21 protein-coding genes are annotated in these 17,288 nt (G+C 34.4%); 4 read left to right on the top strand and 17 right to left on the bottom strand.

The annotated features are described in order from the left end of the window. Positions 1-5: 5 nt before the first annotated feature. Complete coding sequence (locus tag SMGD1_RS07020) at positions 6-869, bottom strand: DMT family transporter (RefSeq protein ID WP_008335106.1); 864 nt, start codon at positions 867-869, stop codon at positions 6-8. A 79-nt stretch (positions 870-948) separates the two neighbouring features. On the opposite strand from SMGD1_RS07020, the gene SMGD1_RS07025 reads away from it, so the two are divergent. Together SMGD1_RS07025 and SMGD1_RS07030 are read left to right on the top strand one after the other, a co-directional pair. Continuing rightward, the gene (locus SMGD1_RS07025; protein ID WP_008336821.1) at positions 949-1,371 is read left to right on the top strand and encodes a hypothetical protein; all 423 of its coding nucleotides are present in this window, start codon (positions 949-951) and stop codon (positions 1,369-1,371) included. Between the two features lie 11 nt (positions 1,372-1,382). Beyond that, on the top strand, positions 1,383-2,087 hold the full coding sequence (locus SMGD1_RS07030; protein ID WP_008336834.1) for a tetratricopeptide repeat protein: 705 nt from the start codon (positions 1,383-1,385) through the stop codon (positions 2,085-2,087). Between the two features lie 137 nt (positions 2,088-2,224). Here the strand turns inward: SMGD1_RS07030 and SMGD1_RS07035 are convergent, their stop codons facing one another. From SMGD1_RS07035 to SMGD1_RS07085, 12 genes are all read right to left on the bottom strand, one after another. Next, positions 2,225-2,917 (bottom strand): response regulator transcription factor, encoded by a 693-nt coding sequence (locus SMGD1_RS07035; RefSeq protein ID WP_008336971.1) that lies wholly within the window; start codon positions 2,915-2,917, stop codon positions 2,225-2,227. Then, positions 2,907-4,418 carry an oxygen-binding di-iron domain-containing protein gene (locus tag SMGD1_RS07040; RefSeq protein ID WP_008335313.1) on the bottom strand — a complete coding sequence of 504 codons (1,512 nt, stop codon included), beginning with the start codon at positions 4,416-4,418 and terminating at the stop codon, positions 2,907-2,909. Before SMGD1_RS07040 ends, SMGD1_RS07035 begins: the two co-directional genes overlap by 11 nt. Then, a complete protein-coding gene (cobA, locus tag SMGD1_RS07045; RefSeq protein WP_008335664.1) occupies positions 4,411-5,151 on the bottom strand; it encodes a uroporphyrinogen-III C-methyltransferase in 741 nt (246 codons plus the stop codon). The genes SMGD1_RS07040 and cobA overlap by 8 nt, the downstream gene beginning before the upstream one ends. Then, complete coding sequence (locus SMGD1_RS07050) at positions 5,151-6,287, bottom strand: cytochrome D1 domain-containing protein (protein ID WP_008335669.1); 1,137 nt, start codon at positions 6,285-6,287, stop codon at positions 5,151-5,153. The genes cobA and SMGD1_RS07050 overlap by 1 nt, the downstream gene beginning before the upstream one ends. After that, entirely contained in the window at positions 6,287-7,408 is a 1,122-nt protein-coding gene (locus SMGD1_RS07055) for a radical SAM/SPASM domain-containing protein (RefSeq protein ID WP_008336357.1), read from the bottom strand. The genes SMGD1_RS07050 and SMGD1_RS07055 overlap by 1 nt, the downstream gene beginning before the upstream one ends. After that, positions 7,408-7,713, bottom strand: a complete 306-nt coding sequence (locus SMGD1_RS07060) for a c-type cytochrome (RefSeq protein WP_008341009.1) — start codon at positions 7,711-7,713, stop codon at positions 7,408-7,410. Before SMGD1_RS07060 ends, SMGD1_RS07055 begins: the two co-directional genes overlap by 1 nt. A gap of 238 nt (positions 7,714-7,951) precedes the next feature. Next, entirely contained in the window at positions 7,952-9,592 is a 1,641-nt protein-coding gene (locus tag SMGD1_RS07065; RefSeq protein ID WP_008335683.1) for a nitrite reductase, read from the bottom strand. Between the two features lie 62 nt (positions 9,593-9,654). Continuing rightward, positions 9,655-9,807, bottom strand: coding sequence for a hypothetical protein (locus SMGD1_RS14720; RefSeq protein WP_008335445.1), 153 nt, complete (start codon positions 9,805-9,807; stop codon positions 9,655-9,657). An 11-nt stretch (positions 9,808-9,818) separates the two neighbouring features. After that, positions 9,819-11,252 carry a cbb3-type cytochrome c oxidase subunit I gene (locus SMGD1_RS07070; RefSeq protein ID WP_008335633.1) on the bottom strand — a complete coding sequence of 478 codons (1,434 nt, stop codon included), beginning with the start codon at positions 11,250-11,252 and terminating at the stop codon, positions 9,819-9,821. Continuing rightward, the gene (locus tag SMGD1_RS07075; protein WP_008334937.1) at positions 11,242-11,895 is read right to left on the bottom strand and encodes a c-type cytochrome; all 654 of its coding nucleotides are present in this window, start codon (positions 11,893-11,895) and stop codon (positions 11,242-11,244) included. Before SMGD1_RS07075 ends, SMGD1_RS07070 begins: the two co-directional genes overlap by 11 nt. Positions 11,896-11,936: 41 nt before the next feature. After that, positions 11,937-12,263 (bottom strand): hypothetical protein, encoded by a 327-nt coding sequence (locus SMGD1_RS07080; protein ID WP_008335726.1) that lies wholly within the window; start codon positions 12,261-12,263, stop codon positions 11,937-11,939. Positions 12,264-12,438: 175 nt separating this feature from the next. After that, positions 12,439-12,630 carry a hypothetical protein gene (locus tag SMGD1_RS07085; protein ID WP_008336628.1) on the bottom strand — a complete coding sequence of 64 codons (192 nt, stop codon included), beginning with the start codon at positions 12,628-12,630 and terminating at the stop codon, positions 12,439-12,441. A 138-nt stretch (positions 12,631-12,768) separates the two neighbouring features. Here SMGD1_RS07085 and SMGD1_RS14725 point away from each other — a divergent pair, with 138 nt between their 5' ends. Together SMGD1_RS14725 and SMGD1_RS07090 are read left to right on the top strand one after the other, a co-directional pair. After that, on the top strand, positions 12,769-12,912 hold the full coding sequence (locus SMGD1_RS14725) for a hypothetical protein (RefSeq protein WP_008341012.1): 144 nt from the start codon (positions 12,769-12,771) through the stop codon (positions 12,910-12,912). Continuing rightward, positions 12,902-13,135 (top strand): hypothetical protein, encoded by a 234-nt coding sequence (locus SMGD1_RS07090; protein WP_040766497.1) that lies wholly within the window; start codon positions 12,902-12,904, stop codon positions 13,133-13,135. Before SMGD1_RS14725 ends, SMGD1_RS07090 begins: the two co-directional genes overlap by 11 nt. A 1-nt stretch (position 13,136) precedes the next feature. Here the strand turns inward: SMGD1_RS07090 and SMGD1_RS07095 are convergent, their stop codons facing one another. From SMGD1_RS07095 to SMGD1_RS07110, 4 genes are all read right to left on the bottom strand, one after another. Beyond that, a complete protein-coding gene (locus tag SMGD1_RS07095; RefSeq protein ID WP_008335294.1) occupies positions 13,137-13,526 on the bottom strand; it encodes a thioredoxin domain-containing protein in 390 nt (129 codons plus the stop codon). A gap of 15 nt (positions 13,527-13,541) precedes the next feature. Further along, complete coding sequence (locus SMGD1_RS07100) at positions 13,542-15,359, bottom strand: multiheme c-type cytochrome (protein ID WP_008335147.1); 1,818 nt, start codon at positions 15,357-15,359, stop codon at positions 13,542-13,544. Continuing rightward, positions 15,356-16,567 carry a cytochrome-c peroxidase gene (locus tag SMGD1_RS07105; RefSeq protein WP_008335651.1) on the bottom strand — a complete coding sequence of 404 codons (1,212 nt, stop codon included), beginning with the start codon at positions 16,565-16,567 and terminating at the stop codon, positions 15,356-15,358. Before SMGD1_RS07105 ends, SMGD1_RS07100 begins: the two co-directional genes overlap by 4 nt. Before the next feature lie 257 nt (positions 16,568-16,824). Further along, a complete protein-coding gene (locus SMGD1_RS07110) occupies positions 16,825-17,214 on the bottom strand; it encodes a hypothetical protein (RefSeq protein WP_008335429.1) in 390 nt (129 codons plus the stop codon). Positions 17,215-17,288: the final 74 nt, after the last annotated feature.

Consider the following 17,288-nt stretch of genomic DNA (forward strand, 5'->3'; position numbering starts at 1 on the left):
CTCTATTAATTCTTTTTATTTATAAAATAAACGGCAATAAGGCTAAGTGAGCCACCGATAAGTATGTGGGACTGTATACTCTCTCCTAAGACAGCCCAAGCTACTAGAAGAGAGAATATTGGAACTAAAAACATAAACGAACTTGTTTTTTGGCTACCTAATTTTGCAGATGCTACAAAGAAAATAGTAGTGGCAATAGTTTGTCCTAGAACAGCTAAGTAAATCATAGCAATCCAGAATTTTATTCCTTGATCAAAGACACTCATCAAGTCACTGTTGAGTGCATATATTAACGATGCAATTGTTGCTACTACAGATATGTAAAAACTATAGTGTACAGGGTGAATATGCTTGTTTGAGTATTGTGAGAGTAGAGTAACTCCAGCCCAGATAATAGCACATATAACAAAGTATATATTTGAGCTATTTAGAAATATACTAAAATCATTTAGCTCTAAGATAATGACCCCGCCAATCAAACCAATTATCAGCCCAATGTATTGAGAAGTAAATAATTTAGTTTTAAAAATAATGGCAACCAATAAAAAAGTCATCAGAGGTGCCAGTGTTGTAATAATTACCCCGCCATTTCCCGCAAACCCATACTTTACACCCAAGAATGAGAATATCATAAAGGATATATTTAAAACAGAGCTAGATGCTACAAAGCTCAAACTGGATTTGTTGAGAGTTAGCGGTATTTTCATAAAATATAAAATAGGAAGAAAGGAGATGCTCATAAGAAAAAAACGCCAAAAAATTATGATCTCTATTGATGTGTCGTAAGTAAGAATTTTTAAAGCACTCCAGCCTCCGCCCCATAAAAACATTGCCAAAATAAGAAGGTAGGTAAAGTGTGAGTTTTTCAAAGTTTAGTCTTTTGCAATATTTTGCTATTTTCTTGGCATTATAGCTTAAATCATTTCACTTTTTTAGGTAATATACTCTATGAGTTATACTAAATGGTTCGATGCCCATGCGTTTAAGCATAAAAAAATTATAGATAAATTAGTAGAATCAGATTACTCAAAAGAAGAGATAGTTGAGTATTTTGATTTTGATAACATGGTAGAAAAAGAGTTGGATTTTTGTCCTCTTTATAAAGATAATAAAAAATGTCATAACATGGAGAAGTTAAATTGTTATACATGTGCTTGTCCAAACTTTAGATTTAATGACGATGGACTAGGAACATATAATGAGTTTAAAATATTAAGCACGTGTGATATAGACAATGGTGAAGAGTTTGCAGGTAAAGGCGTTATTCACCAAGACTGCTCATCATGCACTGTTCCACACCATAAAGCCTATGCTCTAAAAAACTTCTCTCTAAATTGGTTAGAGATGATGAAAAATTGTAAACCCAAATAAGAAGGATTCTAATGTTTAAGTATATATTATCTCTGTTGTTGTTAATGTCAGTATCATTATTTGCAGATACTAAAGAAGCTCTTGAAGCTTTTAAGAAAAAAGATTATGAGAAAGCATTTAAGTTATATGAAAAGAGTGCTATAGCTGGTGATACAACAGCTCAAAACGCTCTTAGTTATTTGTACTTAAACGGTATTGGAGTGCTTAAAGATACAAAAAAAGGTATAAACTGGCTAGAGAAAGCTGCTAATAGTTCAGATGCCAGAGCACAAAATGATTTGGGTATGATGTACTTAACAGGACAGAATGTTGCTCAGGATTCTAAGAATGCATTCAAATGGCTTAAAAAGGCCTCAGATGCAAAGAATCAAAATGCTCAGTATAATTTGGCACTTATGTATTACAGAGGTGATGGGGCAGATCAGAACGTTACGAGAGCATCTGAACTCTTAGAAGATTCTGCACTTCAAGGCAATGAACAAGCCATTAAAAATATAGGTCTTGTTTATATGCAACTTCTTAAATTTGATAAAGCTGCAGAGTGGTTAGAAAAAAATGCACAGATGGGTGATGAAAGAGCATATTATTTGTTAGCAGAGATTTATTGTACAAATGAGAATTTTGAAAAAGCAAAAAAATGGGCAAAGAAATCTAAAGACAGTGGAAATAAAGATGCTGAGCTTCTCTGGCTTAAGTATAATCTAGAAAAATATTAATTATTTGAAGAGATATTATATGTATACTAAAATCAGAATTATAAATTCTGATTTTGTACAATATGTTTGTGAATCAAGGAGATATTAAAAAGTCTCAACAGTAATTATAATCTAAGACTTTGTCATATTTAGTCAGTTTACTTAAGCACTATCTTGTAACCTAAGCCATATTCATTTTGTATTAGGTTCTCTGGTAACTTGGCTCTAAGACGTTTTATAAATGATGTTACAGAGTACTCAGAGAACTCTTTTTCTCCTTGTTCTCCATAGATATGGTAAAAGATATTTTCAGCTGTAAAGGCATGATTTGTTTTAGAACATAGTAGTTTAAACAGCATCAGTTCTTTTTCTTTTAAAGATATTTGTTTTTCAGAATTCCACAGAGTAGAAGACGCTTTATCCCAAAAAATTTCATGACTTAGGTAAATTCTTTTTTTAGAACTTCTTAGTTTATCAACAAGAGATATTAAAACATCTTTTAACTTTTGTGAGTTAATAGGCTTTATGAGATAAGTAACAAGTTTAAGCTCTATTGCCTGAAGAAGTTTCTCTTGTTCAGAGTGTGCACTCATAATGATTATATCAGTTTCACTGTCACGCTCTCTGATGCGTTTAATCATAGATAGCCCATCTAAATTTGGCATATTTATATCGCTTAGAATAATGTCAGGTCTTTTTTCTAAGTACTGTATGTATCCCTCATGTCCACATTTTGCGACGTATACTTTTTTAAAAAATAACTGTAAATATTCTTGAAGATATTCTCTAAGTTCTGATTCGTCTTCGGTTATGAGAATTGAAATATCTTCAATTAATTCATTACTTTTCATTCTTCATCCTTATTGTAAATGTTGCACCATATTCGTTGTTATAAGCGCTAAGTAAGCCACCCATATTGTCTTCAATAATCATTTTTGCAATGTGTAGACCTAGCCCTGTTCCAATTGATTGATGTTTAGTTGTGAAGTATGGATTAAAAATCTTTGGCAGAATATCTACATCTATTCCACCGGCATTATCGCTAATAGATAAAATAGAATCATCTTCATCTCTTTGCATGGAAATATCTATTTTTATATCAGGAATAGCTCTAATTTCTCTAATATCATATATATTAGATAAAATGGAAACTATTACTTGAACAAATTCGTTTAATAGTCCATAGATGTTTATCTCTTTATCTCCGCTAATATTTATATCTATCTTTTGACTCTCGTTTGTATAGTTAGTGATCTCTAGAGCTTTGCTTAGTGCAGTGTATATACTAAAGAGTGATTTGTCTTTGTTTGGTTTGTAGTAGTTCATAAAGTCTTCTATCGTATCTGACATATAAACAACTCTTTTCTCCATTGTGTCTATCTTTGTAGAAATCTCATCTTTATCTAGCATGTCTGCACTATTTTTCTCTTTTAGTATTGCTAAGATAGTATTGACAATAGCTAATGGTTGGCGCCATTGATGTGCAATATTGCCTATCATCTCACCCATTTCAGCTCTTTTTGACTGCTCAAATAGTTGCCTGTCTCTCTCTTGGATTGTTTTTTCTTTTTCTTGAAGTTCATTAATTGTATCTAATAGTTCTCGATTATATTTTTCTTCTATGTAGAGTCCACAATCTAGATTTTTCATATCATTTATGAGGTTTTTTATATATCTTTTTTGTATTACCGAACCATGCTGTGGAGCAATAAGCTCGATATCTAGTTTTTCAATCTTACTAAGCGCATAATTAAATATGTCTTTGCTTGGCATATACTCTTGGTGAAATTGCTTTGCTTTGTCAAAGTATGTTTCATCTGCATAAAACTCCCATGACTCTTCAATGCCTCCAAAAATATCTCCGGAAAAGAGAGTTTTACTGCTAGGCTCATAACTTACAAATGCACCCGGAGAGTGACAATAAGGAGTAGTTAGAAATTCTAGTTTGAAGCCACTTGAAGTAACAAGCTGATTTTCATTTTTATCTATCTCATAATAGTCTGAGCTCACAAGGTAGTGTTTGATTAATAGAGACATCCTAGAATGAGTTACTATAAGCAGATCATCTCTGTCTATTAGTTTTTCTATCTCGGGTACTGCCGCCGCTAAATCAGGATCTTGGTGATGTAGTATGATGTATTTGATAGATTTAATATCCGCTATACTTTTCACTTTACGTACAGTCTCATTAAATTCAAGCATCGAGCCTGGGTCAATTAATATAGATTCATTACCATTTTCTATGAAGTAAGGGTGACATTGGAAGGGGTCATTTTCTAAGTACATGCCAACCCAGTAGATGCTCTTAGCAATCTCGATTGGCTGTTTGAAATCGTGCTGCGACTTAGGCATTTCCCTCAAACCATTTTAGTTGTTCTCTAAGTTCAACTACCTTTCCTACAACTATAAGTGCAGGAGTAGGTACATCTTTAGCTTTTTCAACTATATTTTCTAGAGTCCCGACAACAACACTTTGATCTTTTGTTGTTCCTTTTGAGATAACGGCTACTGGATAGTCAGCTGCTTTTCCAATTTCGATAAGTTTTTTACTGATTTTTGGGAGATTATGAAGACCCATTAAAAATATAATTGTGTCATCTGTTTTAAATGTTTCCCATGGAATCTGAGATACTTTTTTATTTGGTGATTCATGCCCAGTAACAACTCTAAAGCTTACTGCAACTCCGCGATGAGTAACTGGAATACCGGCATACGCAGGAGCAGAAATTGCAGAAGTAATACCTGGAATTATTTCAAACTTTACATTTCTCTCTAATAGATATAGAGCTTCTTCTCCACCACGACCAAATACAAAAGGATCACCACCTTTAAGACGGACTACACTCTTGTGTTTTAGTGCATTTTGATAGATAACTTCATTTATGTCATCTTGAGGCATGATATGACGGCCATCTTCTTTGCCTACATAAACGAACTCGCAGCCATTTTTGGCTTCTTTTAACAACTCTGGGTTAGCAAGACGATCGTAAATAATTACATCAGCTTCTCTGATAACTCTAAGTGCTTTTACTGTTAATAACTCAACGTCCCCAGGTCCAGCACCCGTTAAATAAACTCTGCCCATTATTCTTTTTCCTCATAAATAAATATACCTGATGGTTTTTTAACTTGAAATATCTCTCTACTTAAATACCACTCTTTTGTGTTTAGAACTGCAATCTTGTTTGTATCATTTACAGATACATAAAGGTTTTCTCTTACATTTGACCATCTTACATGTAGTACTTTGCCATCAAATTCAAATCTTTTAATTACTTCTAGAGTTTTAGTGTCTATGATTTGAATTACCGGAAATTTCTTTCCACTAAATGTGACAGCTAAATATTTTTTATCAGGAGATAGAGCTGTAAATACTGGCAAGCCTTCAGTTTCTATGTTTTTAACAAATTCAAAATCAGGTGTGTAAACTAAAACTTTGTTGTTTCCAACAGCAGGAATAAATACATATCCGCCGCCAATACTCCAAAAACCGAAGTGCGGAACTTTTAGTACAGGTTTTCTGTCTTCAAGCAGTATTTGTATTTTTTTGTATTTCATTGTATCTAAATCTACAACACCAAAAAAGTCACTCTTGAAAAATCCAGTGATAAAGTTATTATCTTTTATCATTGCATCAAATGGCATAACTCCAACATCTTCAAACTCTTTGTATATCTCAAAGTTTGGAAGACCTTTGCCACCGTTTTTATCTTTTAAAACAGTGATTTTGTCATTATCCATTTGTGAAAAGATAAGATAGTCTTTATAGATTTTAATACCAACATTTTTAGAACCAGTCTCAAATGATTGAAGAGGGTTAAGATCTCTATCTAGAATATCTACACTTTTTTTAGCGTAGTTAGCAACTGCAAGGTAGTTTTTGCTTATTGTAAAACCAATAGCACTATCACTAGTCTTTTGCTCTTTTATGATGACTTCTTTTTCAGGGTCAAATTTTATTACAAATCCGTCACGGCTGATTACGTAACCATCTTTGCCATCAAACTTGACAACACCGTGATTCATATTGTGCATACCCTCAATATGACCCTTAGTCATTCCTTTTTCAATAACGCATAAAGAGTTACTTTCTCTCTCTACAACAAAAACTTTTTCATTTGTATTTAGCATTCTAAGAACAGGGTTTACACCTTTTGCCTCAGCACTTACAAATAGAGATGCTATTAGCGTTGCACTAAGTAGTAGTTTATTTATTTTCATTAATGTTTCCTTCTTTCTTCTTCAGTTAGATAACATGATGGATCTTCACTCCATAAATCACCTGTAATTGCATAAGCACGAGCCCGTGAGCCACCGTTACATATATCAATCTGTTCGCAGTCTGCACAGATTCCACCTATCTGATGTCTAGGATGAATACGTAATTGGTCTAGAAGCTCACCACTCTGCCAGATAGAGCCAAAATCTTCTTTAATAATATTTCCTACAGTAAGTGGAAAGAATGGATCTGGTCTAACATCACCCTCGCTGTTGATATTTAGAAGTTTTCTACCAGCTGAGTTTCCACCCCAAGTAACAAGTCTATCTCTCATAGCCTCTTTTAGATCTGGGTATTCTTGTGCAAATTTATCTAGTAGTAAAATCGCATCTTGCTCCATGTTTCCTGTTACTATCTCTATATCTCTACCTGTGTTGTAGTACTCAAATGCTTTGTTTATAATAAACTCAACACTTTTTCTTCTCTGCTCTTTAGTTAAATCCATTTTTAGGTTATCTAAGCCACGGCCAGAATATACCAGATGCGAGATGTAGATTTTAGGGATATTCTCTTTTTCTGCTAAATCAAAGATATACTCTAGAGAATCTATAGTCTCTTTAGTTATAGTAAATCGTATACCAACTTTTGCACCTGTAGAATTTGCAAGTTGAACAGCTTTTAGGGTCTCTCTAAATGCACCCTTTAGACCACGAAAGTGGTCGTGTGTTGGCTCATCACCATCAATACTTACTCCGACATAGTTAAATGTGTCTACAATACGCTTTATATTTCCTTTTGTAAAGTATAGACCATTACTAGATAGGTAAGTAATAATGCCGTTATCTTTACAAAAATCAGCTATCTCAAAAAGATCTTTTCTTGTCAGTGGCTCTCCACCAGAAAAAATGATGAACTTAACACCATTTTCTTTCATCTCTAAAATAGTTTTTTTAATTTGTTCAGTAGTCAGAGTGTCAACTTCATCTAGAGTTGATTTTGAATAGCAGTGCATGCATGATAGGTTGCAACGGTTTGTAAAGTTCCATATAGCTATAGAGCCATTTAAAATTCTTTCTTTTTTGTCTTCAACAACTGAGGATATTAGGTTTGATAGTCTAAACATTATTTACCTTTATATGAGAGTATGTATTTAGCCACAGCTTTTCTCTCTTTGTCATTTAATTTTAATTCGGTCATAACTGTTCTTTTATAACCAAAAGCTTTATACATTGCTTTGGGATCTATAATATAAGCTTCTATTTCATCAAGGGTTCGTTTAGAAGCTATCTCTGTAAATGGAGGACCAAAAGCTACAGCTGATTGGTGATGACAGCCCCAACAGTAGGTCTCAAAGACTTTTTTGCCCTCGAAATCCTGAGAATATAAAAGAGAGGACAAAGTAAGTGTTAAGAGTATATGTTTTTTCATATTTATTCTTTCATTTGATACATTATTCTATCAAAAAGAAGCTTGAATAAAAGCTTATAAGATTTAGAATATTGTCATTTTTTTTTATAGTTAAAGAATAGCTTTTTATTATCTATTTGTCGTTGATATTAGTCAATTTTGTCATAATTTATAAAAGTTTGAAGTAGTTTAGAGAAGTTTGAAGTGTTATAGAAGGTTTCTCTCCCGAAGGAGAGAAGTTATACCATAGTGCTAGAAATTATGCACCTGGAATAGTTTGTCTGTGCTCGATTGAATAAGTAAAAGTAGGAGTTGTTAAACCTGTGATATATTTAACAAATTTACCTGTTTTAGCTTCATAAATACCGATTCTTCCACAATTCCACTCAGAAATCATAGTCCAATAACCGTGATTAGCTGGCTCAGCGTGTAAGATACGTGGAGTAATTGCTTTACCATCTTTATCTTTAACAGTAGGAACATCCCATGTGTAAAGAGTTTTGTGAGTTACAGGATCTATAACAGTACCTTTAGCTGTACCAACAGTAATGATTCTATCTACTTCTAAAGTTTGCTTATTAATTAAGTGAACTTTATTCCAGTTAGATTCACCACCAAGTACATTATCTGCCCAAAGAAAAGGAGTATGCTCAGAAGTACCGATGAATAGACCACCACCACCGATTGGAATCTGACGAATAACATCGAAGTTATCATCCCAAATAGTTACTTGACCAAGATTCATGTTAACTGTAGCACCAAGTTGTTGACCTAGTTGCTCATTGTACCAAGAAGAACCTTGACCTGGGTGTGGCTTAGCTGAAGGACCTGTATAGATTTTAGTAACTAAAGATTTAGTTTTGAAATCCACAACACCAACAACGTCAGAACCTTGAGATGCGATAAATAAGTATCTACCAATCTCTTTACCTTCATTTAAGAAACCATCGTGAAGAATATCACCAATATTTGGAATATCACCAACGATTGGGAAATTAGGCTTAGAGTAATCTACGATATAAACGTGACCACCATCTTTAAGTGCGAATGCAATATATGGACCATATGGAGTATCAAAGATACCTGCAACACGAGATGAACCGATGTCACCATTTGGCTTAATTACAGACGAAGTTGGGTAAACTTTTAATGGCTCAAGAGTCATTGCATCCATAAGGATTGCTCCACCTGGAACGTAGTTACCAGCCATTAGGTATTTACCATCTGGAGAAACTGCTAGACCACGAGAATCAGAACCAACTTGAGTTTGAGCAATTTTTTGCTGACCCGGAGTGTTAAGGTCGAACATTGTTACTAGACCTGAACGAGAGATAGAGTAAGCATAACGAGGCATACGCTTGTTAGTAACTGTTACGTGAACAGCAAAACCAGCAGGGTGCTTAGATAAAACTTTACCTGAAGTACCATCAACAAATGCAACACGCTCAGCATCTCTTTCAGTTACGAAACAGATATCAGTATTTTTCTTAACATCTACAGCATGTGGATATTTTTTGAAAAATGCCATTCTGTCATTTAAAGGTTTCCAGCCAGCTTTAACACTATCAAGTGTTAATACAGCCATTTTTTTACCTTTAAAATGTTGAATATAATCAACCATTTTATCAGCGTCATCTTTAGTGAATTTAGCTTTAAATTCTGGCATTGCAGTACCTGCACGACCATTAAGAACTACTTCTGATAGCATATATGCATTTTTCTTTGCAGTTACAGCTGGACGTAAATCCGAACCAACACCACCTTCAAGATTAGGACCGTGACAACCTTGACACTCTTTCTCAAATACTTTTTCAACATCCATATTTGACTCACCAGCAAATAGACCTGAACTAACCACTGCTAATGCAGCAACTGACATAACTAATTTATTTAATCTCATTTTATTCTTCCTCCTAAAATTTCGATAAAGCAGGCCCGAAGGCCCGCCGACAAACTTACTTATTAACTTTCTTTCTCTAAACGAGCTTTCTCTTGTTTATAAATCCAAATCATTGGAAGTATAATAACAGTATGAAGAAAGATAGTAAGAGTTAATGGACCCTGATTTAACCAACCAAAAAAGCTTGGTACAATATCTGTGAACGGTTCAAACATAATATTTCTCCTTATCTTTCGTGTACTGGGTTTTTACCAGTAGAAAGTAAATCTTTTACTAAGAATAAGAAACCTAGGAACGTAATCGCACCCATAAATAGTCTCCAATCCATAGCTTGTGCAAACCACATACCGCTTTGTCCATCAAAGTAACCAGCCCAAGTAGCACCCATTTGTGCACGAGAAACAAGAACTTGAACGTAACCAGCGATTGTTAATGCTATAGTCATACCCATAACACCACCAACTATTAAACTAACAGCCCATAGAGAAGCTCTAGTGTTTTTCATGATTTTAATGCCGTTTGTACCTTGAACCGCAATATACATCATACCGATAAGGATAGTTGCATAAGCACCAAAGAACGCTAAGTGACCGTGTGCCGAAGTAAACTGTGTACCGTGAGTATAAAGATTTACTTGTGGTAATGTGTGGAAGAATCCCCAAATACCAGCACCTAAAAAGTTACCAAATGCATTAAGAACAAACCATGTAAATGCAGGCTTATTGTTAATAACTGAAACTTCTTGTCCAGTCGCATCTTGAGCACCTTGAGTTTTACCCCAGTCGTATAGTACGTGAATAAACATAGCAACAAGTGGTAATGGCTCTAGTGCACTAAATAATGCTCCAATTTCCCACCAGTACTCAGGTGTACCAATCCAGAAATAGTGGTGACCGATACCTAAGATACCTGAACCAAATAGCATAGCTACTTCAATCCATAACCACATTTCAACAACTTTACGGTGTGCACCAATCATAGTTATAAGACCATAAGCAGCAATCGCACCAACGAAAACTTCCCAAGTAGCTTCAACCCATAAGTGAATTACCCACCACCACCAGTACTGATCAACTGTAATGTTGTCTGTAAAGAACATACCAGCTAGATAAAGACCAGCGAAAGCGATCATATCTGCCATAAGTACTGTAACTATTCCAGAGTTCTTACCTTTAAATCCTGTTAACCAAAGGTTAGCAACAAATCCAAGAGCAACAACAACGATACCAAAGTCAGCCCATCTTGGAGCTTCAATATACTCACGACCTTCATGAATAAACCAGATAGATGTTTCATCTGCCGGTCCAACTTGAATGAATAGATATACTAGTATAACAACAACGATTGCTGCTACAAATACCCAGTATAATAATTTACCAATTTTAATACCAATAGTCTCAATTCCAGTTTCATCTGGTAATAACCAATAAACTGAACCGAACATTGCAAAAACCATCCATACAACTAGTGCATTAATGTGTAACATTCTAGCAACCGAGAAATCTAATAATTCAAATAAGAAGCCTGGCATAACGTACTGAATTGCTGCAACTAAACCAAATAGTAATTGTGCACCAAAAATAATAGCAGCAAAAGTGAAATACCATGTTGCTAATTGTTTTGATTCACTTCCAATACCTGTTAAGTGATTACTTGCCATTTACTGCTCCTTGTATTTTTCCAAAGTTTCTTGGGAAACCATTTGTATCAATTGATGACATATGTTTCAAGAAAGCAACTAAACCTTTAGCCTCTTCAGCAGTAATACCAAGATCTGGCATCATACGAGCATGAGTTGGGTAAGTTGATGGATGTTGTAAGAATTCAGCCATTGCTTCTTCTTTCGTACTTTTACCTGTCATTGCTTGCATTGTTCCATCATTTTGCCATGCTGGATCTAACCAAGCTTTAGTTAAATCTGGTGCATAATATGCTCCATTACCAAGAAGTGTATGACAATTCATACAATTTTTAGTTTGAGATCCTAGTTTACCTAGGTGAAGTAAGGCACCAGCCTCTTCTTCAGACCAGTCATCTCTTCCAAAAAACTTTTCTTTTTCCCCTATCACTGGAACTTCGTGACCACGTTTAGTGCTCATTTCGTAAGTGATTTTGTAGTTAATAACTGTAGGTCCTGGAACCCTTTTAGTCACCTTGTTTTGTAAGTCTGCGTCAGTACCCATTGAAATTTGACCTGCTGTGTCAAATGTTAACCAAATTAGTAATACTGCTGCAAACCCTGTGATCCATGCTGCTGAACGTTGCCAGAAACGGTTGTCACTCCATACGGATGTTTTAGCCACTGTGCCCTCCTATAAATTACTGTTGACATATATACAGTATATCAATGTTCATTCTCTTCGTGAACTCGATGCTGCATAAAATAGACTGCGTGTGGAAGTAATAATAATCCAATTGCAGCAACTACTAAAGCCTTAGCTGTAAATTCACCTACGTGCATTAAACTTCCCATTAAATACAAACAATAGGCAGTTAACATCCAAAACATGTATGCCAAAGGCATAGTCCATTTTTTCAGTAGATTAACTTTTACAGCTGTATATATACCAACATAGAATCCTCCAAATACCATAACAAGCGCAGATGAAACAAAAATAGTTAAGAAGTCATCTAGAGGTATATCTTGTCTCATTATTACTTCTTCAATCATTGTATCTCCTTTCGTATTGTTATAATTTTTCAGAATCAATTGTAGTTTATTCCTATTTGGATGAAAAAGAATTGACATAAATCAATTTATTAGATTAATTTAAAATTTAAGGAAAGTTTTATATTCTATGTAACTTTATGAAACAAGAGAGAAAAATAGATTAGTATATATTATATTACAAATAGTATAACAATGAAGACAAAGTTACAGTAAATACTATAGTTGTAATAATCATTACTTTTCTTTTCATGCTTTCATCAATATCGTACTTACGCTCAAGAAACTCGCCTAGTTTAAGGCCTGGATAGACACCAAAGAGTATCATGGGAACTGCCATTGCTAGTATTATTACGATGTCTTGAGTCATTATTTACCTTCTTTGAATAGTCGCTTATTATCTTGATATACATCAATTTTTTTTTCGAATTCTTATTATATCATTGATTAATTAAATTTCTTTGTAAAGTTTATATTTTATTAAGAAAGTTAAAAAAAAGGACTTGGAATGAATAAAATCTTATCGATAACTTTAATCTCTGCAATTACTCTTGTTTTATCAACTGGATGTGGCGGAACATCACCATCACCAGAATCTCATGATGCAAAAGTATCTGAAGATGCTTTGTATGTACAGACTCATGACAAATAAAAAAATTGCGCATGCAATAGAAAAGGCCGGTGAAAAAACAGGCTGGAAAATTACTGAGTTTAAAAGCAATGAAGTAATTGCTGAAAAAGTAGATGGTGAAAATACTATCTCATCAACAGTTGAATTTTCTGAAGGGCATATAGAATTTTCAAACAATTCTGCAACTTCAGATCTTCGTGATGCAATTGAAGATGAACTAAGCAAAGAAGCTTCTGCTCACTAGACTATTTACACTTCTCCAAATAACTATTTAGTTTATTTGGAGTAACTTCTCCCCTTATAGGTTTACACACAAAGAGTTCTCTATTGTCTAAAAAAAAGAGTGATGGATATGTCAATGTATATAGCATCTCAATAGGATAACTGCTCTTTTGATCTTTAATAACTAACACCGAAATAAATTCACGATTTATCTTGTCTATATAGGGCTGATTCATAAAAGTTTTAGTTAGAGCTTCTGTAGACTCAGGAGAATCTTTTTTTATAAGCAGAACCATAAGTTTTTTTTTCTCTTTAAGTGCTTGCTGATGGGCTTTGTCGAAGTCTCCTTGCCAACTAACATGGTTGGCGCAGAGCGTTGATAAAAGTAGTGTAAAAAGTAGTATAAAACGCATTTGTTAACCTCTATATTAAAAGTCTTTTTGAATTTCTTTTAGCATTACAACAGGTGGATTTGGAAGTTGTGGAAATGCTCTTTGCACTGCATTAGTTACCCATTGAGGATAGATTCTAAAGTTTAGTTTTACAACTACTTTTAGAGGATATTTCAAACTTGCAGCATCTGTGATATCGTATGATTCTACTCGTCTCTCTCCAGCTGGAATTCTAGTGTCGCTAATAAGTTTTTTGTATCTCCAAAAGAGAAGTCCTACCGGTTTTAAGTTCTCATCTCCAAATACTTTCATAAAAGGCCTTGCATCTGTGTCAAGGTTTCCATCGCTCTTGAGTTTACCACTGCTAAAGACAACTTTTGAGTCTTTGTCAGTTACAGTTATGTCAAGCCAAAGCTCTCTAAAGTCAGAGACTCCAGTCGGGAGGTGATGTCCTGCTCCAACATTTTTAACGCCGACTAAGACTTTGCCATTTTTTATATCTACATCTATATCTGCAGAAGTGCGAAGCAGTTGTATAGACTGATCTTCATGCTCTTTACTTTTTAAACCTGATAGGAAGTGGTTTGAACCAGAGAAGTAGTGAACTTTAATATTCTCTTTAACAGTTCCACCAGTAGTAGACTGACCTTTAAGAGGTGCTAATTTTCCATCTTTAAGATAAGTCATATGACAATCGATGCAACTCTTATGTTTGCTAGGGTCTTTAGGATTGTTAAAAGGTGATTTTTCCCACTCTTTAAAAGTAGAAACTACTGATCTTTTTGAATCATCCGGCAAGAACTCATCATGACAAGATGCACAGTAAGCACTTTCTTTATAAAGTTTATTTGAATAACTCTCTTTGTGGACTACTGGATTAGAGTTTATAAACTTTTCACTAAGCCACTTTTCTACTTTTGAGTTGCTATCTTCAAAAACATACTTTTTTCTATTTGTAATATCAAGAGTATAAGAGCTGTTTCCTTTAGAATCTGCTTTTTTAATCCTGTGACAAGTCACACAAGAAACACCTTGCTCTAGTCTTGAATTACCGTGAGACTTTAACTCATCTATAAGACTTTGTGAGCCTTTTTCAAAAAGAGAACTTGGCATAGAGTTCATATCCATTCTGTGTGTAGATCTCTTTTGTTTGGTAGTAACTGCACTAGGGTTGTGGCATCCCATACACCACTGTCTAAACTCATCTCCCATATCTGCTCCGGCTAAGTTCTCCATAACCATATAGTATGGGTTGCTGCCGGTTATATGCCTGTGGTTTGAGTCTGCCCACTGGTTGAAGATATCTTCATGACAAGACTTACACTTAGCAGAGTTAGTCCAGTCTTCATTATGATATCTGCTTGCACCATCTTCAAGTTGTATGTTAGTAAGTTTCTCGGAACTGTAAGAGATACTTGGATATGAGATACCAATTAATAGAGCGACTACAACAAATGGTTTGGCGTTAAAGTCAATTTTCTTTCTTGCATGTAAAAAGAGAAAATATAGTAAAACAAATGATCCAAATAGATGAATATAGTATGAAACAAGTCCTATGGCATCTCCTCCAGGATTTCCCACAAAGAAAAGGTAAAATCCACTAGCTACTATGAAAAAAAGCAGAATTCCAAGTATCACACCGCTAGTACTTTTTGCACGTCTAACTATCATGTACTCATAGGTATGCAGGTTTACATATGGCAAAAGAAGAAAGATAGCTATAAAGGCAGAACTTAAAACATGCACTGCTTGAATTATTCTAAAATATTCCCAGCTCAAGTTGAAGATGCTAAGTTGAAATATTCCGCTAAAGAACATCAATATTATAAGTATTTTCATATATACATTTTTCATAGTGCGCCCTTATTTGTAACTTTATAATCTACTACATCGCCCTCTAGAGCTTTTAAAAATTCTACTATCTCATCAATCTGATCATCAGTAAGATGCATACCAAGTTGGTGTTTGCCCATAAGAAATACAGCTTCTCTTAGCTTCGCTATTGCACCGTTATGAAAGTATGGTGAAGTCTTTGTAACATTTCGAAGCATCGGGACTCTGAAAAGTCTCTCACCCTCTTTACCCATAAATCCACCCTTGTTTTCAAATGGAAATGGATGATACATCTTAAGATTGAAGTCAAAGTCACTGACTTCCCTACCTTTAGCAGTTTCGTTAAAAGAGTTAGTAACGTCTACTATACTGTTATAGTCCCTAAGAGGAAATTTCTGTATGCTCTGTCCGCCGACAGTTACACCTGTGTGACACCCTTTGCAGCCGAAGTTTAAAAAATGAGCTAAACCTTTTTTGGCTTTTTGGTTCATAGCATCGTTGTCTCCGTCTAAAAATCTATCGTAACCACTGCGAGTTACAAGTGTCTTAAGATATGCAGCGATTGCTTTTTGAGTGTTTTCAAAACTCACCTTGTCAAAGGAGAGTGCAAACTTTTTTACATACTGGGCATCTGAGAGAAGTCTTCTTTCAACTTCTTCTTTTGAGAGGTTCATCTGAGTTGGATCTTGTATAGAGAGTCCGACTTGCTCTTCTATAGTTTTAATGTGACCATCCCAAGTTTGAAATTTTGCAAGAGCAGCATTTAGAGTTGTAAGCGTATTTAAGTGGAATGGATTTTCTGCTCCTCCATGTCCAACTGCCGTCTCAAATCTGTCAGTTCCACTTTGGTCAGAGAGATGACAAACAACACAGTCAGTCTTGTCATTTGTTTTAGAAGTAAGAGCTTTGAGATAGATGTTTTTGTCTTTTAAATCTTTACTCAAAACGTGACAAGTTGCACAACTTATATCTTTGTCTTTAGAGAGCATCTTTTCATGGTAAAGGTCACGACCGAGATCAATCTTCTCTTTACTCAATCTATTTTTGGGAGTATCAACTAACTTTAAAAGATCTTCATAAGTAGCAGGTGTACTAGACATATTTCGTGATAACGCAGCTGTTCTTAAGCTCTCATCGCTGAACTGCCGTTTTTCTTTTGTCGGCAAAAGAAAAGATACAGTAGTTAAAAGTAGTATTATAAATATAAATACATAAACAAAAAATTTCATAATAATTCCCTATTATTTTATTCTTGTATAGTATAGGATAAATGAAAAAAGATAGCAATGACTTTTTAGCAACAGAAGGATTTTGTTTTAGCACAAAAGGAATTATTGGAAGACTAATATACATTTTGTACTTATAAGCTTAGAGGGCCTGAGATATCGCTAAAAAGCCTTAAAATTAGGGGTTTAAAAATTTTATTGAAACCGCTTTTAGTAGCAAAATTGTGACAATATATTTATTAAATTCAATCTTAGCTAAATCATTCCTCAAAATGTGCAAAAGCACCTTCAACACTTAGTACATTTTTATAACGTGTATTTGTAATTCTTACATTCTTAGTCTCTAAATCACATACAGCTATCCTAAAATTTGATCCCATATATGGCTCGATTATACAAATAATCTTCTGATTAATTTGGCGTGTTGCATAGATATTACCTTGTAAATTATGAAAAAAATATTTTGGATAGCTCAATGGTGTAATCTCAACAATATTTATGCTTGTTCTATGTTCTAAGCTCTGAGCGATAAGACTAGCATCTTCATAGTTGTCAAACTGTACACACCAATCATCAAATATTTTATTGAATCGGTTTAATTCTTCGTCTAAAAAACCGCCTGCTGGTGATTGCAAAGCAAAAATACTCATTATATTAACCTTAAATAGCCACTGAATTTGAAATGAAATTTTATCATATTCTTGGTAATTACAGGATATCTTTC

The sequence above is a fragment of the Sulfurimonas gotlandica GD1 genome, assembly GCF_000242915.1.
Classification (GTDB): Bacteria; Campylobacterota; Campylobacteria; order Campylobacterales; family Sulfurimonadaceae; genus Sulfurimonas; species Sulfurimonas gotlandica.

Bases quoted from the DNA above. Each gene is read 5' to 3' on its own strand.
- SMGD1_RS07025 (WP_008336821.1), top strand. From the start codon at position 949: ATGAGTTATACTAAATGGTTCGATGCCCATGCGTTTAAGCATAAAAAA.
- SMGD1_RS07030 (WP_008336834.1), top strand. From the start codon at position 1,383: ATGTTTAAGTATATATTATCTCTGTTGTTGTTAATGTCAGTATCATTA.
- SMGD1_RS07035 (WP_008336971.1), bottom strand. From the start codon at position 2,917: ATGAAAAGTAATGAATTAATTGAAGATATTTCAATTCTCATAACCGAA.
- SMGD1_RS07040 (WP_008335313.1), bottom strand. From the start codon at position 4,418: ATGCCTAAGTCGCAGCACGATTTCAAACAGCCAATCGAGATTGCTAAG.
- cobA (WP_008335664.1), bottom strand. From the start codon at position 5,151: ATGGGCAGAGTTTATTTAACGGGTGCTGGACCTGGGGACGTTGAGTTA.
- SMGD1_RS07050 (WP_008335669.1), bottom strand. From the start codon at position 6,287: ATGAAAATAAATAAACTACTACTTAGTGCAACGCTAATAGCATCTCTA.
- SMGD1_RS07055 (WP_008336357.1), bottom strand. From the start codon at position 7,408: ATGTTTAGACTATCAAACCTAATATCCTCAGTTGTTGAAGACAAAAAA.
- SMGD1_RS07060 (WP_008341009.1), bottom strand. From the start codon at position 7,713: ATGAAAAAACATATACTCTTAACACTTACTTTGTCCTCTCTTTTATAT.
- SMGD1_RS07065 (WP_008335683.1), bottom strand. From the start codon at position 9,592: ATGAGATTAAATAAATTAGTTATGTCAGTTGCTGCATTAGCAGTGGTT.
- SMGD1_RS14720 (WP_008335445.1), bottom strand. From the start codon at position 9,807: ATGTTTGAACCGTTCACAGATATTGTACCAAGCTTTTTTGGTTGGTTA.
- SMGD1_RS07070 (WP_008335633.1), bottom strand. From the start codon at position 11,252: ATGGCAAGTAATCACTTAACAGGTATTGGAAGTGAATCAAAACAATTA.
- SMGD1_RS07080 (WP_008335726.1), bottom strand. From the start codon at position 12,263: ATGATTGAAGAAGTAATAATGAGACAAGATATACCTCTAGATGACTTC.
- SMGD1_RS07085 (WP_008336628.1), bottom strand. From the start codon at position 12,630: ATGACTCAAGACATCGTAATAATACTAGCAATGGCAGTTCCCATGATA.
- SMGD1_RS14725 (WP_008341012.1), top strand. From the start codon at position 12,769: ATGAATAAAATCTTATCGATAACTTTAATCTCTGCAATTACTCTTGTT.
- SMGD1_RS07090 (WP_040766497.1), top strand. From the start codon at position 12,902: ATGACAAATAAAAAAATTGCGCATGCAATAGAAAAGGCCGGTGAAAAA.
- SMGD1_RS07095 (WP_008335294.1), bottom strand. From the start codon at position 13,526: ATGCGTTTTATACTACTTTTTACACTACTTTTATCAACGCTCTGCGCC.
- SMGD1_RS07100 (WP_008335147.1), bottom strand. From the start codon at position 15,359: ATGAAAAATGTATATATGAAAATACTTATAATATTGATGTTCTTTAGC.
- SMGD1_RS07105 (WP_008335651.1), bottom strand. From the start codon at position 16,567: ATGAAATTTTTTGTTTATGTATTTATATTTATAATACTACTTTTAACT.
- SMGD1_RS07110 (WP_008335429.1), bottom strand. From the start codon at position 17,214: ATGAGTATTTTTGCTTTGCAATCACCAGCAGGCGGTTTTTTAGACGAA.